We start from the raw sequence: 17,398 nt of genomic DNA, 5'->3' as shown, positions 1-17,398 counted from the left end.
ATTATACGGGCTGCGGCTTTTCAGGGCAAGGGTCTGCCGCCGTTTTCCTCTTCGCGCTTCATGCGCCTGTTGCGCAGGCGGATGTAGGCCGACCACAGCATGAAGGCGGCGGGCAGGGCGGTGAGGAAAACGAAGTAAATCAGTTTGCGCGCCAGCCCGGGCTGGGCGACGGAAAACATCAGCGTGGTAAAAACGTAGCCGATAAAGACGATGTGCCACATGGTTTGCCGTTTCGGGGTTTCAGACGGCCTCTATTATAGGGGTTGATGCTGCTATAATCGCGCTTTTTCCCACTTTGCACAGCGAAAGGACGCACCCAATGGCAGACTTTAACCAAATCCTCGATGCGGGCGACGTGGACGGCGGCATTATCAATGTCGTCGTCGAAATTCCCGCAGGTTCGAACCACAAAATCGAATGGAACCGCAAGCTGGCGGTGATGCAGCTCGACCGCGTCGAGCCGCTGGCCTTCGCCAAACCGACCAACTACGGCTTCATCCCGCAGACGCTCGACGAAGACGGCGACGAACTCGACGCGCTCATCATCACCGACACGCCGCTGCCCACCGGCATCTTCCTCGAAGCCAAAGTTATCGGCGTGATGAAATTCGTCGACGACGGCGAAGTGGACGACAAAATCGTCGTCGTGCCCGCCGACGACCGCCACAACGGCAATGCCTACAACACTTTGGAAGATTTGCCCAAGCAGCTTGTCAAACAAATCGAGTTCCACTTCAACCACTATAAAGACCTGAAAAAACCGGGCACCACCAAAGTCGAACACTGGGGCGGCATCGACGAAGCCAAAGCCGTTATCCGCGAATCGCAGGAGCGCTGGAACAAGCGTTAACGCACCGGCAGGCCGTCTGAAAAGCATTTTTCAGACGGCCTTTTCCGTTTGGGCAAACCGTCACAGAAAGGCCGTCTGAAACCATGTCCGCCGCAACCGACACCGTCAAACAGCAAAAACGCGCCCTGCGCCGCCAATACCGCGCCGCACGCAGCGCCCTGCCCCGCGCCGAGCGCCTGCGCGCCGAACGGGAAATCGTCCGCCGCCTCAAACCCCTGATACGGCGCGGCAAAAAAACCGCCCTTTACTGGGCGATGGGCAGCGAACCGAACCTGCGCCCACTGCTGCACACCGCCGCACAACGCGGCGCGGCCGTCTACCTGCCCTACATCGAGCCGCGCAAAAAACGCATGTGGTTCACGCCCTACCGCGAAGGCGCGGCGGCCGAACGCAAACGCGGCCGCGCCAAGCTGAACGTGCCCCAGTTTGCCGGACGCCGAATCCGCGCCGACCGCCTCGATGTCATGGTTGTCCCCGTTGTTGCCGCCGACCGCACGGGCTGCCGCCTCGGCCAGGCGGGCGGCTACTACGACGCCACGCTGGCCGGATGCCGTTTCAGACGGCCTCTTGCCGTTGCCGCCGGTTTCGCCTGCCAGCTTGCCGAGCGCCTGCCGCGCGAAGCCCACGACATCCTGCTCGACGGCTTCGTATCGGAGTGCCACAAGCTGCGCTTTTCCCGCCGCTGACAGACAAAACGCGCCCGCAACGCACGGCTTTCAGACGGCCTCATCCCGTCAAACGGCAGCTTGGCAAAACATCAGGCCGTCTGAAACCCCGCAAGGTTTTCAGACGGCCTTTCCGTTTCGGGCAAACGGCAGACTAGGCGCTCTGCCCTACCCTGCGCCGCCCCCAGCACCAGCCCGACGGCCAATCCCACAGCCGCAGGTACGACCCAGCCCAGGCCGTCGGCGTAGAGCGGCAGAATGTTTTTCAAAGCTGCGTCAATCTGCATAATCAGGCCGTCTGAAGCACCGTCAAACATGCCGTGCGCGGTGCGCCAGCCGTCGATAAGGGCGACGGGCAGCGTGGCGGCCACCGTGCAGGCGTACACGATGCGGCGGCCGCCGAAAAACCTGTCGAGAAAGGCCAGCGCAATCAGCACCACGGTCAGAGGGTAGAGCAGCATCAGCGCGGGCACGGAGAGCTTGATAATGCCCGACAGGCCGACGTTGGCCAGCGCGAGCGACACCAGCGTGAACACGGTTGTCCAGGCGCGGTAGCTGACGCGCGGGGCGAGGCGGTGGAAATATTCGCCGCAGGCGGTAATCAGGCCGGCCGAAGTCGACAGGCAGGCCAGTATCACAATCACGGCCAGCAGCACGTTGCCCGCCGTGCCGAAATAATGCTGCGCGCTTTTGGCCAGCACCGCCGCGCCGTTTTCCTGTATGCCGATTGCCCCCGCGCTCGTCGCGCCCATGTAGGCGACGAAGGCGTACACCAGCGCGAGAAAGGCGGCGGCGACAAAGCCCGCGCGCGAAGTGAGGTACAGCACTTCTTCCTTTTTCGCAAAACCCATGCCGCGCACCGCGTCAATCACAATAATGGCGAACACCAGCGAAGCGAGCGCGTCCATCGTGCCGTAGCCCTCAATCAAACCTTTGACAACGGGGTTGGCCGCATAATCGGCAGCGGGCATCTGCAAGGAGGCCATCGGTTTGGCCGCCGCATAGCCCACCAGCACGGCAATCGACACCAGCAGCGCGGGCGTCAGCACCTTGCCGACGCGGTCGACCAGTTTGCCGGGCGAAATCGACAGCCAGTAGGTCAGCGCGAAAAAGGCGGCGGCAAACGCGGCCGGCAGCCCTTTGTGCTCCCTCTCGCCCAAAAACGGCTTGATACCGAGATCAAACGACACCGTCGCCGTACGCGGCGCGGCAAACAGAGGGCTGATGGCCAGATAAAGGGCGACGGCGAAAAACACGCCGTAGACCCTGCCCGCGCGCCCTGCCAAATCCGCAAATCGCGCGAGCCGGTATAGGCCACCGCCAGCACCCCCGCCAGCGGCAGGCCGACGCCCGTAAGCAGGAATCCGGCCAGCGCGGCCCACACCGCCTGCCCGCGTTCTGCCCCAGAACGGGCGGATAAATCAGGTTGCCCGCACCGAAAAACAGGGCGAACAGCATCAGGCCGGTGGCGATAAAGGCCGATTTTTTACTGGTATGCGTCATGGAAATACCTGCGTGGAAAACAAAGCCGCGCATTCTATCAATTTATGCGGGTGCGCGTCGGCTGCCGCTATAATGCCCGCCCGCAGACAACAGGCCGTCTGAAACCCGGTTTCGTTTTTCAGACGGCCTCACGATAAAACACAGCGATGAAACACAAGAAAAAACTCTTCGCCCTCACCGCCGCAGCCGCCGCGCTCGCCATCTGTCTCTATCCCGACACCTATCCCGTTTACCCCAAAAGCGACCACTACGACCCCGAAAGCCGCACCTTTTTCAACCCCGAGCCGCAGGCTGCGCCCACCGACCTTGCCCGCGCCATGTGGAAAATGCTGGTTGACCAACAATCCGCGCGCCCGCCCAAGCCGCTGCCCGTCGTGCAGCCCGACTGGCACGCCTTTCTCGCCGCACCCGCAGACAAAAGCCGCTTTGTCTGGTTCGGCCACTCGACCATTCTGATGCGCATCGGCGGGCAAACCGTGATTACCGACCCTGTATTCGGCAACAGCGTTTCGCCGCTTCCCGTGATGATGCACCGCTTCCAGCCACCGCCCGCCCCCTTGTCCAAAGTGCCCGCGCCCGACGTGGTTTTGATTTCACATAGTCATTACGACCATCTCGAAAAAGACAGCGTCAAAGAGCTGTCCGCACGCGGCAGCCGCTTTGTCGTTTCGCTCGGCTTGGGCGTATTGCTGCAAAAATGGGGCGTGCCGCCCGAGCGCATCACCGAGCTGGACTGGTGGCAGAGTGCCGAAATCAACGGCATCCGCTACACCGCGCTGCCCGCCCGCCACGACTCCTCGCGCACCCTCACCGACCGCAACAAATCCCTCTGGTCGGGCTTCGTTATCGAACACGGCCGCGAAAAATTCTACTACCACGGCGATTCCGCGCAGGGCAGGCATTTTGACGAAATCGCCAAACGCTTCAACGGCTTCGACATCGCCTTTATCGAAAACGGCCAATACAACGAACGCTGGCCGAACAACCACCTTTTCCCCGAGCAAACCGCCGCCCTCGCCGCCAAATTCGCACCCAAACGCTTCATGCCCATCCACTGGGGCGCATACGCCATGGCCCTGCACACCTGGAACGAACCCGTGTTGCAAAGCATCCCCGCCGCCCGCAAACTCGGCGTCGACACGCTCACACCGCTGATGGGGCAGGTGTTCGATGCCGATACGGCAACGACAGACTGGTTTGCCGAACCCCTGCCCTAACCGCAATGGCGGACACAAAAAGGCCGTCTGAAACACTTTCAGACGGCCTTTCGCCATTACGCTCCCGCACACAAAAAAACGCGAACCTTCACGGTTCGCGCTTTTTTCAGACGGCCTCGATTACTTCTTGTCGTCTTTCACTTCTTCAAAATCGGCATCGACTACGTCGTCGTCTTTCTTGGCGGAAGATTCCGACTGCGCCGCGCCTTCGCCGGCTTGGGCTTCGGCCTGCGCCTGTGCGTACACCATTTCGCCCAGTTTCTGACTGGCTGAACCGAGGGCTTCGGCTTTGGCATCGATGGCGGCTTTGTCGTCGCCTTTGACGGCTTCTTCGGCTTCTTTCAGCGCGGCTTCGATTTTTTCTTTCTCGGCAGCGTCGAGTTTGTCGCCGTAGTCGGCCAGCGATTTTTTCACTGAATGAATCAGGGCTTCGGCCTGATTGCGGCTCTGCACCAGTTCGGTCAGTTTTTTGTCTTCTTCGGCGTTGGCTTCGGCATCTTTCACCATGCGTTCGATTTCTTCCTCACTCAAACCGGAAGAGCCTTGGATGGTGATGTTGGCGGCTTTGCCCGTGCCTTTGTCTTTGGCCGAAACGTGCAGGATGCCGTTCGCATCGATGTCGAAGGTTACTTCGATTTGCGGCATGCCGCGCGGTGCGGGTGCGATGTCGCCCAAGTTGAACTGACCCAAAGATTTGTTGGCAGAAGCACGTTCGCGTTCGCCTTGCAGTACGTGGATGGTCACTGCGCTTTGGTTGTCTTCGGCTGTCGAGAACACTTGCGACGCTTTGGTCGGAATGGTGGTGTTCTTCTGAATCAGCTTGGTCATCACGCCGCCCATGGTTTCGATACCGAGCGAGAGCGGGGTAACGTCGAGCAGCAATACGTCGCTGCGGCCGCCGCTCAATACTTCGCCTTGAATCGCTGCGCCTACGGCAACGGCTTCGTCAGGGTTGACGTCTTTGCGCGGCTCTTTGCCGAAGAAGTCTTTAACGGCTTCTTGTACTTTCGGCATACGGGACTGACCGCCGACCAAGATCACGTCGTCGATGTCGCTGGTGCTCAAGCCGGCATCTTTCAGTGCGGTGCGGCAAGGCTCGATAGAGCGGGCAATCAGGTCTTCAACCAAGCTTTCGAATTTGGCACGGGTGATTTTCATCGCCAAGTGTTTCGGGCCGGTTGCGTCCATGGTGATGTACGGCAGGTTGATTTCGGTTTGCTGACCGCTGGACAATTCAATTTTGGCTTTTTCGGCAGCTTCTTTCAGACGCTGCAAGGCCATCACGTCGTTTTTCAGATCGATGCCCTGTTCTTTTTTGAACTCGGCGATGATGTGGTCGATGAGGCGTTGGTCGAAGTCTTCGCCGCCCAAGAAAGTGTCGCCGTTGGTGGCCAATACTTCGAATTGTTTGTCGCCGTCGAGGTTGGCGATTTCGATGATGGAAATATCGAAGGTACCGCCACCCAAGTCATATACGGCTACTTTGCGGTCTTTGTTGTCGCCTTTGTCCATACCGAAGGCCAGTGCGGCTGCGGTCGGCTCGTTGATGATGCGTTTTACGTCCAAACCGGCGATACGGCCTGCGTCTTTGGTGGCTTGACGTTGGCTGTCGTTGAAGTAGGCGGGAACGGTAATCACGGCTTCGGTTACTTTTTCGCCCAAGTAAGATTCGGCGGCTTCTTTCATTTTACGCAGGACTTCTGCGGAAACTTGCGGCGGAGACAGCTCTTTGCCTTGCGCTTTCACCCATGCGTCGCCGTTGTTGGCTTTGATGATTTCGAAAGGCATGGATTCGATGTCGCGTTGGACTTCTTTGTCTTCAAATTTATGACCGATCAAACGTTTTACAGCGTAGATGGTGTTTTTGGCGTTGGTTACGGCCTGGCGTTTGGCCGGTGCGCCGACGAGGATTTCGCCGCCGTCGAGGTAGGCGATGACGGAAGGCGTGGTGCGCGCGCCTTCGGCGTTTTCAATGACTTTGGTTTGGCCGTTTTCAGAGATGGCCAGACAGGAGTTGGTTGTACCCAGGTCGATACCGATTACTTTTGCCATATTGTATTGCTCCTAAAAAATGATTGGTTAATCTGTTTTCAGACGGCCTCATAAAGCTGCCGCCGTCTTGTCATGCGCTGCAAAATAGGGAAGAAGGGAAACTTTTCAAGGGCTGTGTTGTAAAAAAATCACAACTTTTTGAATTTTAAAATCAAACCATTATGCGGTTTTTGCTGCCTACCGGCTTTTCAGACGGCCTCAAAAGGCCGTCTGAAAACGCCTCTGTGCCGTGTTTATTGCGCCGTGTTTTCTGCGGCGGCTTTGGCGACGGTTACCATGGCCGGACGCAATACGCGGTCGGATAGGGCGTAGCCTTTTTTCATCACGCCGACCACGGTGTTCGGCTCCTGATCGCTTTCCACAGCCTGCATGGCCTGGTGGCGGTGCGGGTCGAGTTTGTCGCCCGGCTGCGGGTTGATTTCGCTGATGTGTGTGTTTTCAAACGCTTTGTTCAACTCGTTCAGCGTCATTTGCACGCCTGTTTTCAGCGCGTCGAAATTGCCGCTTTGGTCGAGCAGGGCCATTTCCAGATAATCTTTCACGGGCAGCATTTCGGCGGCGAATTTCTGTCCGGCGAATTTGTAGGCGTCGGCGATTTCCTGCTGGTGGCGGCGGCGCAGGTTTTGTTCGTTGGCCAGGCCGCGCAGCTCTTCGTCTTTCAGACGGCCTTCCAGTTCGGCCACCTGCGCCTGCAAGTCTTCATAGCTCGGCGACGCGGCTTCGGCCTGATCGGCGGTATTCAGTTCTTCTTCGGGTGCGGGGTTTTGTTCGTTCATGTTTTTGCCTTTTTGGAAGTAACGGAAGGGATTTTTCATAAGGCGGCAATATAAGGCCGTCTGAAACGGTTTCAAGCACTGGGCGGCGGGCTTTGCGCCTTGCTTTTTCCGCCGCTGCGGCATATGGTTGTGCCGAAGCAATAACAAACGAAACAAAGGAGAAACCATGACCGCACCCGCCGCCCGCGCCGCCGCCGCCATGCTGGCCGGCTTCGACAAACACTACCGCCTGTTCCGCGAAAAATCCTCGCAGGCTAAAGCGCTGTTCGAGCGCGGCGACTGGAAGGGGATACAGGATTTGTCGGCGCAGCGCATCCAAATGTACGACCGCCGCGTGCGCGAAGCGGCCGACATCCTGCGCCAGAGCCTGCCGCCCGACGCTTCCGACGCCTTTTGGGCGGAAGTGAAAAAGGAATACATCGCCCTTCTGGTCGACCACAAACAACCCGAGCTGGCCGAAACCTTTTTCAATTCCGTGTCCACCAAAGTGCTGGACAAAAAGTATTTCAACAACCGCTTCATCTTCGTCAAACCGGCCATCAGCACCGAATTCATCGATTCCGATCCGCCCGTTTTCTTCCCCTACTACCCCGCCGAAACCGGCCTGCGCGGCTGTCTGCGCCGCATCCTCGGCCATTTCGGCTGGCAGATTCCCTTTGCCCACGCCGCGGCCGACGTGGCCGACATCATGCGCGCCGCCCGCCGCCATTTCGCCGCCGAATGGCCGCCGCAGGAAATGAACCTGCACGTCCAAGTGCTCGATTCGGCCTTCTACCGCAACAAATCCGCCTACGTCTTCGGCCGCATCGTCAACGGCAGCCGCAGCCACCCCTTCGCCCTGGCCGTGGTGCACGACGGAAGAGGCCGTCTGAAAATCGACGCCGCCCTTTTCGATCCGAAACAGATTTCCGTCCTCTTCTCCTTCGCCCGCGCCTATTTCCTCGTCGACATGCCCGTGCCCAGCGGCTACGTGCGTTTTCTGCGCGAAATGCTGCCCATGCGCTCCGACGGCGATTTCTACACCCTGCTCGGCCTGCACAAACAGGGCAAAAACATCTTCTGGCGCGAGTTTTCCCAACACCTGCGCCACTCCGACGACAAATTCATCCTTGCGCCCGGCGTGAAAGGGCTGGTGATGAGCGTGTTCACCCTGCCCTCTTTTCCCTATGTGTTCAAAGTTATCAAAGACACCTTCGGCGCCAACAAAGACTTCGACCGCGAATACGTCCGCCGCAAATACCTGCTGGTGAAAAAACACGACCGCGTCGGACGCATGGCCGACACCATGGAATTTTCCGACATCCCGCTGCCCAAATCGCGCTGCGACACCGCCTTCCTCGAAGAAATGCGCACCCTCGCCCCCTGCCAGATCGAAGAAACCGACGACATGGTCATCATCAGGCACGCCTACATCGAACACCGCCTGCAACCGCTCAACCTCTTCATGCAGCAGGCCGCTCCCGAAGAAAAAGCGGCGGCGGTGATCGACTACGGCTTCGCCCTGAAAGAGCTGGCCTCGGCCAACATCTTCCCCGGCGACATGCTCTACAAAAACTTCGGCATGACCCGCTTCGGCCGCGTGATTTTCTACGACTATGACGAAATCGAATACATGACCGACTGCAACTTCCGCAAAATCCCGCCCGCGCCGACCCCCGAAGCCGAAATGGCCGCCGAACCCTGGTATCCCATACACAAAGGCGACGTTTTCCCCGAAGAATTCGCCCCCTTCCTCTTGGGCGAACCCGACGTGCGGCAGGTCTTCCTCAAACACCACCGCGACCTTCTGACCCCCGAATTCTGGCAGGGCAAAAAAGAGCGGCTGCAACAGGGACTGCTCGACGATTTCTACCCCTACCCGCAGTCCGTCCGTTTCCATCCCGAGCAGACGGCGGAAGGGCTGGTGGACGATACCGACGCGTGAAACGGGCAGGAGGCCGTCTGAAAAGCCCGTTTCAAACCGGTTCTTAACTTCGTTGAAGCTCCGCTTTCAGACGGCCTCAAAGCACCTGCCGACCCGATACAAAAACAGGCCGTGCGGACACAGAAAGGCCGTCTGAAAAAACCTTTCAGACGGCCTTTGTGCGTTTTGCCCCGCAAAAATACAGGCAGAAACGGCCTCAACGCGTTTCTTTGCCGACGGTGACGACGTTCATTTTCTTGGGATCGAGGCGACGCTGCCAGACTTCTTTTATCTGTTCGGCGGTAACGGCTTCGATGTTGCGCGTGTAGTTGTCGTAGTAATCGAGCGGCAGGCCGCGCACGCCGACGGCGGCGGCGAGGCCGACGGTTTTGGCGTTGGTGTCGAAACTCATCGGGAAGCTGCCGACGATGTTGTCTTTGGCCTGTTTCAGTTCGGCTTCGGTCGGCCCTTGGGCGATGAAATTTTCCAAAACGCTGCGGGCGGCGGCCAGCGCTTCGGCGGCGCTGCCTTTTTTGGTGGAGAAGGAAACGGCAAACGGCCCTTTTTTCTCCAAGGGGCTGAGCGCGGAGGAAACGCCGTAGACCAGCCCTTTTTCGTCGCGCAGGGTTTTCATCAGGCGGCTGTCGAAGCCGCCGCCGCCGAGGATGTAGTTGCCGACGGTGAGGGCGTAGCGGTCGGGGTCTTTGTGCACGAGCAGGGGCAGACCCATCACGACGACGGCCTGTTCTTTGTCGGCAAAAGGAATGTCCTGCTGACGCCCGTCGGTTTCGGGGATGTCGGCGATGGGGCGGATATCCGCCTGGGCGGGCAGGCCGTCGAGGACGGCGGCGGCCATTTCGCCGGCTTCCTGGCGGCTGACGTCGCCGACGATGGCGACGTAGGCGTTGTTTTTGGCGTAGGTGCTGCGGTGGTGCGCTTTCAAAGCGTCGGTGGTGACGGCGGCGATGTCGGCTTCGTTCAGACGCGCGGTGTCGGCGTAGGCGTGATTGCCGTAGTTGAGGACGGTGAGCCCGCGCGAGGCGACGAAGGCGGGACGGCTGAGGTTTTGCCGCAGGGCGGTGGCGGCCTGGCTTTTCGCGCGTTCGAGGATTTTGCCGTCGAATTTGGGATGGGCGACGATTTGGTTGGCGAGTTTGAGGCCGTCTGAAAGGGTGTCGCGGCGGCTGAGGGAGGCGAAGGAGACAGAGGCGTTTTCCGTGCCCGCGCTGCTGCCGACGGTGACGCCGAGGCGGTTGCTGAGGTCGTGCAGCTCTTCTTCGCCGTATTGCTGCGTGCCGGTGGAGAGCATGTCGGCGGTGAAGGCGGCGACGCCTTTGGCGCTCTCGCCGGTCTGCCCCGCGCCTTTGAAGGTGATTTCCATGTGGACGATGGGCAGCTCGCGCCGCTCGACGTAGGTGACGGTGGCACCGTCGGCGGTTTGCCAGCGTTGGAAGGTGACGGCGTATGCGGGGGCGGCCAGGGCGGCCGCGAGGGGGAGGATGAGGACTTTGTTCATGGCTGTGCCTTGTTTTCTTGCGCGGCGGCGGGTGTTTCGGGTGTTTTCAGACGGCCTTCTGCCGCCTGCGCCTGCCGCGCTTTGGGCAGGACGGTAATCTGCGTCAGCGGCGAGGCGGCAATCAGGCGGGCGGCGGCCTGCACTTGTGCGGGCGTAACCGAGAGCAGGCGGCGGACGGCTTCGTCTTCGGTCTGCCAGCCGAAGCCGTTGTGTTCGAGTTCGCCCAAGGTGTCGGCCTGGCTGCGTACGGAGTCTTTGGCGAAGATGCGCGAGGTTTCGACGGGGCGGCGGATGAGTTCGAGTTCTTCCTGCGTGACGCCCTTGTCGGCGATGTCGCGGATTTCGGCGAGCAGGCGCTTTTTCAGCTCTTCGGGCGTGGTTTGGCCGTTGGGCAGGCCGCCGGCGGAGAACATGGCGTTTTTGCGGCCGAAGCCGCTGTATCCGGCCGACACGGCCAGCGCCACGGCATCGCCGCGCTGGAGTTTTTTGTTGTAGCGTGCCGAATCCGTGCCCGCGAGGACGAGGCCGAGCATTTCGAGGGCATAGGGCATTTCGTCGCTGATTTTTTCGGCGGCGGGCACGCGCCAGTTGAGGCTGACGATGGGCTGGGCGGTGACGGCGTACACCTCGGCCTGCACGGCGCGCGCTTCAGACGGCCTCTCGAATTCGCCGTTGCGCGCGGGCAGTTTGCGCTTGGGGATGCTGCCGAACAGTTTTTGCACTTCCTTCACGGTCTGCCGCGCGTCCACGTCGCCGACAATCACCAGCATGGCGTTGTTCGGCGCATACCATTGCCTGTACCACGCACGCAGATCGGCGGCTTTGAGTTTGTGCAGGTCGGCCATATAGCCGATAACGGGCGCTTTGTTGAAGGGTTTGCGCCACATTTTGATGTGCAGCGTTTCCCACATTTTGCCGCCGGGGCTGTCGTCGGTGCGCATGCGGCGCTCTTCGCGGATCACGTCCATCTCGTTGGCGAAAGCCTTGTCGCTGAAATTGAGGTTGGACATGCGGTCGGCCTCCATTTTCAGCACTTCGTTCAGGTTTTTCACCGCGATATTGGTGGTGTAGACCGTTTCCGTGCGGTTGGTATAGGCGTTGTCGTTGCCGCCCAGCGCGGCGACGCGGCGGCTGAACTCGCCCGCAGGCACGGCCTTCGTACCCTTGAACATCATATGTTCCAGCGCGTGGCTCAAACCCGTTTTGCCCGCGTGCTCGTCCACGCTGCCCACCTTGTACCACAGCCGCACCGCCGCCACCGGCGCGCGCCTGTCTTCCTTCACCAGCACCTTCATGCCGTTGGGCAGCGTCGAGAGCACCGTCTCCGCCTGCGAAAACGGCACAAGCGCCAAAAGCAGCACCGCAGAATAACGCAACATCATCCGAATTCCTGTCAACAAATAAACGAAACGCGCATATTAAAGGGGCAAAGGCCGTCTGAAAAGCAAAAAAGCGCCGCCGCCGCGCCCCAATCCGCGCCGCTTGCGTTACAATCCGCCGCCAGCAGCCTAACAACGCAATAAAAGGAATAAATCATGTTCGGATTTCTTGCCAAGCTCTTCCGCCGCACCCCGCCGCCCGCGCCCGCACAGCCTGCCGAACCCGCACCGTCCGCCCTCCCCGAAGACGACGGCCTGCAAATGGACGACGCCGATCTCGGCGACAACGTCAGCTTCGAAGACGACAGCCCGCTGACCGACGAGCAGCTCAACGCCGTTTCCCGCCAGGCCGACAAAAGCTAACCCACTACCCGCCGTCAGGAACACACATGGCACTATTCGACTTCCTATTCAAACGCAAAACCGAATCCGCCGACAAAGAAGCGGAGCAAACCGACACCGCGCAAAACGCCGCCGAAAGCGCGCCCGCCGAATCTGCGGACGCAGCCGCCGCCGCGCGTCAGAAATACCTCGACGACATCCGCAACGCCGACCGCAGCGGCCTGCTCAACCGTCCCGCCGAAACGCAGGAGCCCGCGGGCGCAGACGAAACCCCGTCCGACAACACCGTTTCAGACGGCCTCAATCCGAGCGAAACCGCGCCAGAGGCAGCGGCAGACGGGAGGCCGTCTGAAAACGACAACCCGCCGCCCGAAGCCGCAGCGGCAGACACCGCCGAAACCCCGTCCGCAACCGACACGGAACAAACCGACACGGAACAAACCGACACGGAACAAACCGACACCGAGCAAACCGACAACGGCGGCTGGGCGGCGCGTCTGAAAAAAGGCCTCGGCAAATCGCGCGACAAAATGGCCAAATCCCTCGCGGGCGTGTTCGGCGGCGGCAAAATCGACGAAGACCTCTACGAAGAACTCGAAACCGTCCTCCTCACCAGCGACATGGGCATCGAAGCCACCGAGCAGCTGATGGACGAAGTGCGCCGCCGCGTCTCCCTCAAAGGCCTTTCAGACGGCCGCGAACTGCGTCAGGCGCTCAAAGAAGCCCTCTACGACCTGCTCGCGCCGCTGGAAAAACCGCTCAACATCCCAAGCAACGGCCAACCCTTCGTCATCATGATGGCCGGCATCAACGGCGCGGGCAAAACCACCTCCATCGGCAAACTCGCCAAATACTTCCAGCAGCAGGGCAAATCCGTCATCCTCGCCGCAGGCGACACCTTCCGCGCCGCCGCCCGCGAGCAGTTGCAGGAATGGGGCGAGCGCAACGGCGTCACCGTCATCTCCCAGGCCAAAGGCGATTCCGCCGCCGTCTGCTACGACGCCGTCGAGTCGGCCAAAGCCCGCAAAACCGACATCGTACTGGCCGACACCGCCGGCCGCCTGCCCACCCAGCTTCATCTGATGGAAGAAATCAAAAAGGTCAAACGCGTTTTGCAGAAAGCCATGCCCGAGGCGCCGCACGAAATCATCGTCGTGCTCGATGCCAACATCGGTCAAAACGCCGTCAACCAGGTCAAAGCCTTCGACGACGCGCTAGGCGTCACCGGCCTTATCGTCACCAAGCTCGACGGCACGGCCAAAGGCGGCGTCCTCGCCGCCCTCGCCTCCGCCCGCCCGATACCCGTGCGCTACATCGGCGTCGGCGAGAGCATCGACGACCTGCGCCCCTTCAACGCCCGCGCCTTCGTTGATGCCCTCATCGACGGTTGAACACGCGCCGCGAATGTCAGGCCGTCTGAAAACCCGCCGCAGGGTTTTCAGACGGCCTCTTGCCGTATAATAGTGAAACAAAATGGGAAAGATACAAGGCAGCAAGCCGCAGACAGTATGGGGAATACGGCAAGGCGCAGCAACGCCGTAGATTTTCTATTTTGGTTCACTATAATCCGCCCCTTTGTTTCCCGCACCCGAACACCATGCTCACATTCACCCTGCACAAAACCGACGGCCACGCCCGTCGCGGTACGCTCGAACTCAACCACGGCAAAATCGAAACGCCGGTTTTCATGCCCGTGGGCACTTACGGCTCGGTTAAAGCCATGTCGCCCGCCAACCTGAACGACATCAAGGCGCAGATTATTCTCGGCAACACTTATCACTTGTGGCTGCGCCCCGGGCTGGAAGTCATCGGACAATTCGGCGGCCTGCATCAGTTTATCGGCTGGGACAAACCGATACTCACCGACTCGGGCGGCTTTCAAGTCTTCTCGCTCGCCGATATGCGGAAATTGACCGAAGAAGGCTGCACTTTCAAAAGCCCGATTAACGGCGACAAATTATTTCTGTCTCCCGAAATCTCGATGAAAATCCAAACGGTTTTGAATTCCGACATCGCCATGCAGCTGGACGAATGCACGCCCGGCGAAGCCACGCGATCGCAGGCTGAAGCATCGCTGCAAATGAGTCTGCGCTGGGCGGAGCGCTCGAAAAAGGCGTTTGAAGACTTAAAAAACCCCAACGCGCTCTTCGGCATCGTGCAGGGCGCGATGTATGAAGACCTGCGCGAACAGTCGTTGCGCGGGCTGGAAGAATTCGACTTCCCGGGGCTTGCCATCGGCGGTTTGAGTGTCGGCGAACCAAAGCCCGAGATGTACCGCATGCTGCGCGCCGTCGGCCCGATGCTGCCCGCGCACAAGCCGCATTACCTGATGGGCGTGGGCACGCCCGAAGATTTGGTGTACGGCGTGGCGCACGGCGTGGATATGTTCGACTGCGTGATGCCCACGCGCAACGCCCGCAACGGCTGGCTGTTTACCCGTTTCGGCGACGTAAAAATCAAAAACGCCAAACACAAACACGACACCGCGCCGCTGGACGAAAGCTGCACTTGTTATACCTGCCAACACTTCAGCCGCGCCTATCTGCACCACCTGCACCGCGCCGGCGAAATTCTCGGCGCGCAGCTCAACACCATCCACAACCTGCATTTCTATCAGGTGATTATGGAAGAAATGCGCGAAGCCATCGAACAAGGGCATTTTGCCGACTGGCGCGCGCGTTTTCACGAGCTGCGCGGCACGAATCCCGAAGCGGAGTATAGTGAACCAAAATAGAAAATCTACGGCGTTGCTGCGCCTTAGCTCGAAGAGGGCGGCTTTCTACGGCATTGGAAATGCCAAGAAAACCTGCCTCGTACTACTTGTACTGTCTGCGGCTTGCTGCCTTGTATCTTTCCGTGTTGTTCCACCATAACAAAAAGGCCGTCTGAAAGGTTTTCAGACGGCCTCAGAATAAAGAAAGAGCGGGAAAACCCGCTCTGTTATACAAGCCTTTTACAGGCCGGTAATAAAAGTCACCAAACCCAGCACAATGCCCGGCGCGTTGGCAACGGCAATCGGCCAGTCGCGCGGCTGTTTGAACAGGCCGTAAGCCACCCAGATGGTGCAGTTGATGCAGGCCACCAGCGGCTGCAAAAGTTCCATAAAACCGACCTCGCGTCCGGCCAGATTGGCCTGAATCTGCGGGATATAGGCCACATACATGCCCACGGCCATGATGCTGCCGATAGTGCCCAAAATGCGGATTTGCTTTTCGTTCATGATTTTCCTGTCGAAATGTTTGTGAGGGGCGCAAAGCCCTTTGGCGGATGCCTGTTCTGTTGTCGCCCGGGCGGCAAAGAAACGCGGCATCATACGCCCGCTTTATGCCGTTCTCAAACCATACCACACCGCGCGGCATCAGAGCGTTTTCAGACGGCTTCAAAAGACACAGAGGCTGTCTGAAAACCGCCGTACAACCCTTTTCCCAGCCTGTTTTATGAAGCTCAAAACCCTTCTCGCCTATGCCGCCGGCCCGGTCGGCGGCGCGGCCGCCTCGTTTGCCGCCCTGCCGCTTTTGTCGCGCCATTTTTCAAGCGCCGACATGGGACGGCTGCTGCTGATGCAAACCGCCGCCGCGCTGGCGCTGATTGTGCTCGGGCTGGGCTTGGATCAGAGCTATATCCGCGAGTTCCACCATTACAGGGGGCGAGAAGGCGCGCTGCTGAAACACACGGCCGCGCCGCCGCTGCTGCTGGCCGCCGCCGCGTTTGCCGCGCTGATGGTTTTTGCGCCCGAGAGGCCGTCTGAAACCGTGTTTTCGCTCGCCGACGCGCGTTTGAGCCTGCTGTGTCTGCTGTTTGCCGCCGCGCTGCTGCTGACGCGCTGCCTGTCGCTGGTGCTGCGGATGAACGGGCGGGCGTGGGCGTTTTCGCTGTCGCAGCTGCTGCCCAAGCTGCTGGTTTTGGCGGCGGCCGCGTTCTGCCTGACGGGTTGGCTGCCCGCCGACACCTTCACCCTGCTGGCGGTGTTCGCGGCGGCGCAGGCGGCGGCGCTGCCGCTTTTGCTGTGGCAGACTCGGCGCGACTGCGCGGCGGCGTGGCGGGCACGCTGGTCGGCGGCGGAACTGCGCTCCGCCCTCGCCTACGGCCTGCCGCTGGCGGCGGGCGCGTTGGTTTACTGGGCGTTTTCCTCGGCCGATCGCTGGCTGCTGCGCGATTTGGCCGCGCCGGAAGAGTTGGGCGTATACGCGCTGGCGGCGGGCTTTGCGGCGGCGGCGGGCATGTTGCAAAACGTGTTTGCCACGGTGTGGGCACCGACGGTGTTCAAATGGGCGGCAGACGGCGGCGGCGCGGACAAAGTCGCCCGCGCCGCCGCCCTGCTCTGCGCCGCCGTGCTGGCTTTGTCGTGTTTGGCCGGGCTGCTGTCGCCGCTGGCCGATCTGATTCTGCCGCCGCAGTATGCCGCCGTGCGCTTCGTTTTGGTGTCGTCCGTGCTCGTGCCGCTGCTGTATACGCTGACGGAGGCAACGGGCATCGGTATCAATGTGCGGCGCAAAAGCGGCCTTGTCCCCTCTGTTTCGCTGGCCGCCCTCGCCGCCGCCCTGCCGCTGCTTTACGCGCTTATCCCGCCCTACGGTGCACGCGGCGCGGCGGCAGCGGCGGCGGCGGCGTTCTGGATTTTCTGCGTGCTCAAAAGCGAGCTGTCCGCCCACCTGTGGCAGCCGCTGCCGCGCCGCACCTTCTACCCCGCCACTCTTGCCACCCTCGCCGCCGCCGTGTCGCACACCCTGTTCGGCAACGCGCAAAACTATCCGCTGTTTGCCGTTTTGTGGACGGCCGGGCTTCTGTGGGCGGCTTGGCTGGTCCGCGATGATTTAGGCCGTCTGAAAGCCCGGTTTGGGCGGCGGTAGGTCCTTTCAGACGGCCTGTCCGCTACCATGCCTTCGGAGACTTTTACATTCGCCACCCCGGCAGTCTTTGCTCCCCCAATCGTTTTTTGAGTGCAATCCGTTACCAAAACGCATTAATTTGATATAAATCAACAAATATCGAAATAAAACCGGATAAATTTGTCTTTACATAATTAAGTGTAAATTTACATATTTATAACTTATAATCCGAAAAAGCTGAGAAAACTTACAAAACAACACAAAATTTTCCAAATTGCATTTTTTGGAAATAAATTTGTAAGGAAGAAAGCTTCACTCCGAATCTTCCCAAACCGTTGTTTTCCGGCAGTATAAAATACCAACCAA

Annotated in this window: 15 protein-coding genes and 1 pseudogene; 8 read left to right on the top strand and 8 right to left on the bottom strand. The window is 60.0% G+C overall.

The genetic code is table 11. The features are described from left to right. Nucleotides 1-20: 20 nt before the first annotated feature. Nucleotides 21-221 carry a hypothetical protein gene (locus ACG2K1_RS00380; protein ID WP_009425510.1) on the bottom strand — a complete coding sequence of 67 codons (201 nt, stop codon included), beginning with the start codon at nucleotides 219-221 and terminating at the stop codon, nucleotides 21-23. Between the two features lie 98 nt (nucleotides 222-319). Between ACG2K1_RS00380 and ACG2K1_RS00375 the strand changes: the two genes are divergently transcribed. Both ACG2K1_RS00375 and ACG2K1_RS00370 read left to right on the top strand, forming a co-directional pair. Continuing rightward, nucleotides 320-850 carry an inorganic diphosphatase gene (locus ACG2K1_RS00375; protein WP_395428822.1) on the top strand — a complete coding sequence of 177 codons (531 nt, stop codon included), beginning with the start codon at nucleotides 320-322 and terminating at the stop codon, nucleotides 848-850. 83 nt (nucleotides 851-933) lie between these two features. Then, nucleotides 934-1,536: a 5-formyltetrahydrofolate cyclo-ligase gene (locus ACG2K1_RS00370; RefSeq protein WP_036495659.1), complete on the top strand. Its 603-nt coding sequence runs from the start codon at nucleotides 934-936 to the stop codon at nucleotides 1,534-1,536. Between the two features lie 71 nt (nucleotides 1,537-1,607). On the opposite strand, the gene brnQ is transcribed toward ACG2K1_RS00370, so the two are convergent. Further along, on the bottom strand, nucleotides 1,608-2,801 hold the full coding sequence (gene brnQ / locus ACG2K1_RS00365) for a branched-chain amino acid transport system II carrier protein (protein WP_395428821.1): 1,194 nt from the start codon (nucleotides 2,799-2,801) through the stop codon (nucleotides 1,608-1,610). A 74-nt stretch (nucleotides 2,802-2,875) separates the two neighbouring features. After that, nucleotides 2,876-2,973: pseudogene (locus ACG2K1_RS00360) on the bottom strand (branched-chain amino acid transport system II carrier protein); the annotation flags it as partial. 191 nt (nucleotides 2,974-3,164) lie between these two features. On the opposite strand from ACG2K1_RS00360, the gene ACG2K1_RS00355 reads away from it, so the two are divergent. Next, a complete protein-coding gene (locus ACG2K1_RS00355) occupies nucleotides 3,165-4,235 on the top strand; it encodes an MBL fold metallo-hydrolase (protein ID WP_395428820.1) in 1,071 nt (356 codons plus the stop codon). A gap of 120 nt (nucleotides 4,236-4,355) precedes the next feature. Here the strand turns inward: ACG2K1_RS00355 and dnaK are convergent, their stop codons facing one another. After that, nucleotides 4,356-6,287, bottom strand: coding sequence for a molecular chaperone DnaK (gene dnaK / locus ACG2K1_RS00350; RefSeq protein ID WP_395428819.1), 1,932 nt, complete (start codon nucleotides 6,285-6,287; stop codon nucleotides 4,356-4,358). A gap of 233 nt (nucleotides 6,288-6,520) precedes the next feature. After that, a complete protein-coding gene (grpE, locus tag ACG2K1_RS00345) occupies nucleotides 6,521-7,063 on the bottom strand; it encodes a nucleotide exchange factor GrpE (RefSeq protein WP_395428818.1) in 543 nt (180 codons plus the stop codon). A 166-nt stretch (nucleotides 7,064-7,229) separates the two neighbouring features. Between grpE and aceK the strand changes: the two genes are divergently transcribed. Continuing rightward, on the top strand, nucleotides 7,230-8,987 hold the full coding sequence (gene aceK / locus ACG2K1_RS00340; protein ID WP_395428817.1) for a bifunctional isocitrate dehydrogenase kinase/phosphatase: 1,758 nt from the start codon (nucleotides 7,230-7,232) through the stop codon (nucleotides 8,985-8,987). A 196-nt stretch (nucleotides 8,988-9,183) separates the two neighbouring features. On the opposite strand, the gene ACG2K1_RS00335 is transcribed toward aceK, so the two are convergent. Continuing rightward, on the bottom strand, nucleotides 9,184-10,482 hold the full coding sequence (locus ACG2K1_RS00335) for a pitrilysin family protein (RefSeq protein WP_009425500.1): 1,299 nt from the start codon (nucleotides 10,480-10,482) through the stop codon (nucleotides 9,184-9,186). Beyond that, nucleotides 10,479-11,864: a M16 family metallopeptidase gene (locus ACG2K1_RS00330; RefSeq protein WP_395428816.1), complete on the bottom strand. Its 1,386-nt coding sequence runs from the start codon at nucleotides 11,862-11,864 to the stop codon at nucleotides 10,479-10,481. Before ACG2K1_RS00330 ends, ACG2K1_RS00335 begins: the two co-directional genes overlap by 4 nt. A gap of 153 nt (nucleotides 11,865-12,017) precedes the next feature. Here ACG2K1_RS00330 and ACG2K1_RS00325 point away from each other — a divergent pair, with 153 nt between their 5' ends. From ACG2K1_RS00325 to tgt, 3 genes are all read left to right on the top strand, one after another. Continuing rightward, nucleotides 12,018-12,224 (top strand): phosphoglucosamine mutase, encoded by a 207-nt coding sequence (locus tag ACG2K1_RS00325; RefSeq protein ID WP_395428815.1) that lies wholly within the window; start codon nucleotides 12,018-12,020, stop codon nucleotides 12,222-12,224. 26 nt (nucleotides 12,225-12,250) lie between these two features. After that, nucleotides 12,251-13,594 (top strand): signal recognition particle-docking protein FtsY, encoded by a 1,344-nt coding sequence (gene ftsY, locus ACG2K1_RS00320; RefSeq protein ID WP_395428814.1) that lies wholly within the window; start codon nucleotides 12,251-12,253, stop codon nucleotides 13,592-13,594. 206 nt (nucleotides 13,595-13,800) lie between these two features. After that, complete coding sequence (gene tgt, locus ACG2K1_RS00315) at nucleotides 13,801-14,937, top strand: tRNA guanosine(34) transglycosylase Tgt (protein ID WP_395428813.1); 1,137 nt, start codon at nucleotides 13,801-13,803, stop codon at nucleotides 14,935-14,937. A gap of 219 nt (nucleotides 14,938-15,156) precedes the next feature. Here tgt and ACG2K1_RS00310 read toward each other — a convergent pair whose 3' ends face one another. Then, a complete protein-coding gene (locus ACG2K1_RS00310; RefSeq protein ID WP_395428812.1) occupies nucleotides 15,157-15,423 on the bottom strand; it encodes a SemiSWEET family transporter in 267 nt (88 codons plus the stop codon). A 217-nt stretch (nucleotides 15,424-15,640) separates the two neighbouring features. Here ACG2K1_RS00310 and ACG2K1_RS00305 point away from each other — a divergent pair, with 217 nt between their 5' ends. Then, nucleotides 15,641-17,053, top strand: a complete 1,413-nt coding sequence (locus tag ACG2K1_RS00305) for a lipopolysaccharide biosynthesis protein (protein WP_395428811.1) — start codon at nucleotides 15,641-15,643, stop codon at nucleotides 17,051-17,053. Nucleotides 17,054-17,398: the final 345 nt, after the last annotated feature.

The sequence above is a fragment of the Neisseria sp. 23W00296 genome, assembly GCF_044772855.1.
GTDB lineage: Bacteria > Pseudomonadota > Gammaproteobacteria > Burkholderiales > Neisseriaceae > Neisseria.
Note: the sequence above shows the minus strand (reverse complement) of the source record. Positions and strands in the feature narration are given on the sequence as shown.

Coding starts and splice junctions, on each gene's coding strand:
- ACG2K1_RS00380 (WP_009425510.1), bottom strand. CDS start 221: ATGTGGCACATCGTCTTTATCGGCTACGTTTTTACCACGCTGATGTTT.
- ACG2K1_RS00375 (WP_395428822.1), top strand. CDS start 320: ATGGCAGACTTTAACCAAATCCTCGATGCGGGCGACGTGGACGGCGGC.
- ACG2K1_RS00370 (WP_036495659.1), top strand. CDS start 934: ATGTCCGCCGCAACCGACACCGTCAAACAGCAAAAACGCGCCCTGCGC.
- ACG2K1_RS00355 (WP_395428820.1), top strand. CDS start 3,165: ATGAAACACAAGAAAAAACTCTTCGCCCTCACCGCCGCAGCCGCCGCG.
- dnaK (WP_395428819.1), bottom strand. CDS start 6,287: ATGGCAAAAGTAATCGGTATCGACCTGGGTACAACCAACTCCTGTCTG.
- grpE (WP_395428818.1), bottom strand. CDS start 7,063: ATGAACGAACAAAACCCCGCACCCGAAGAAGAACTGAATACCGCCGAT.
- aceK (WP_395428817.1), top strand. CDS start 7,230: ATGACCGCACCCGCCGCCCGCGCCGCCGCCGCCATGCTGGCCGGCTTC.
- ACG2K1_RS00335 (WP_009425500.1), bottom strand. CDS start 10,482: ATGAACAAAGTCCTCATCCTCCCCCTCGCGGCCGCCCTGGCCGCCCCC.
- ACG2K1_RS00330 (WP_395428816.1), bottom strand. CDS start 11,864: ATGATGTTGCGTTATTCTGCGGTGCTGCTTTTGGCGCTTGTGCCGTTT.
- ACG2K1_RS00325 (WP_395428815.1), top strand. CDS start 12,018: ATGTTCGGATTTCTTGCCAAGCTCTTCCGCCGCACCCCGCCGCCCGCG.
- ftsY (WP_395428814.1), top strand. CDS start 12,251: ATGGCACTATTCGACTTCCTATTCAAACGCAAAACCGAATCCGCCGAC.
- tgt (WP_395428813.1), top strand. CDS start 13,801: ATGCTCACATTCACCCTGCACAAAACCGACGGCCACGCCCGTCGCGGT.
- ACG2K1_RS00310 (WP_395428812.1), bottom strand. CDS start 15,423: ATGAACGAAAAGCAAATCCGCATTTTGGGCACTATCGGCAGCATCATG.
- ACG2K1_RS00305 (WP_395428811.1), top strand. CDS start 15,641: ATGAAGCTCAAAACCCTTCTCGCCTATGCCGCCGGCCCGGTCGGCGGC.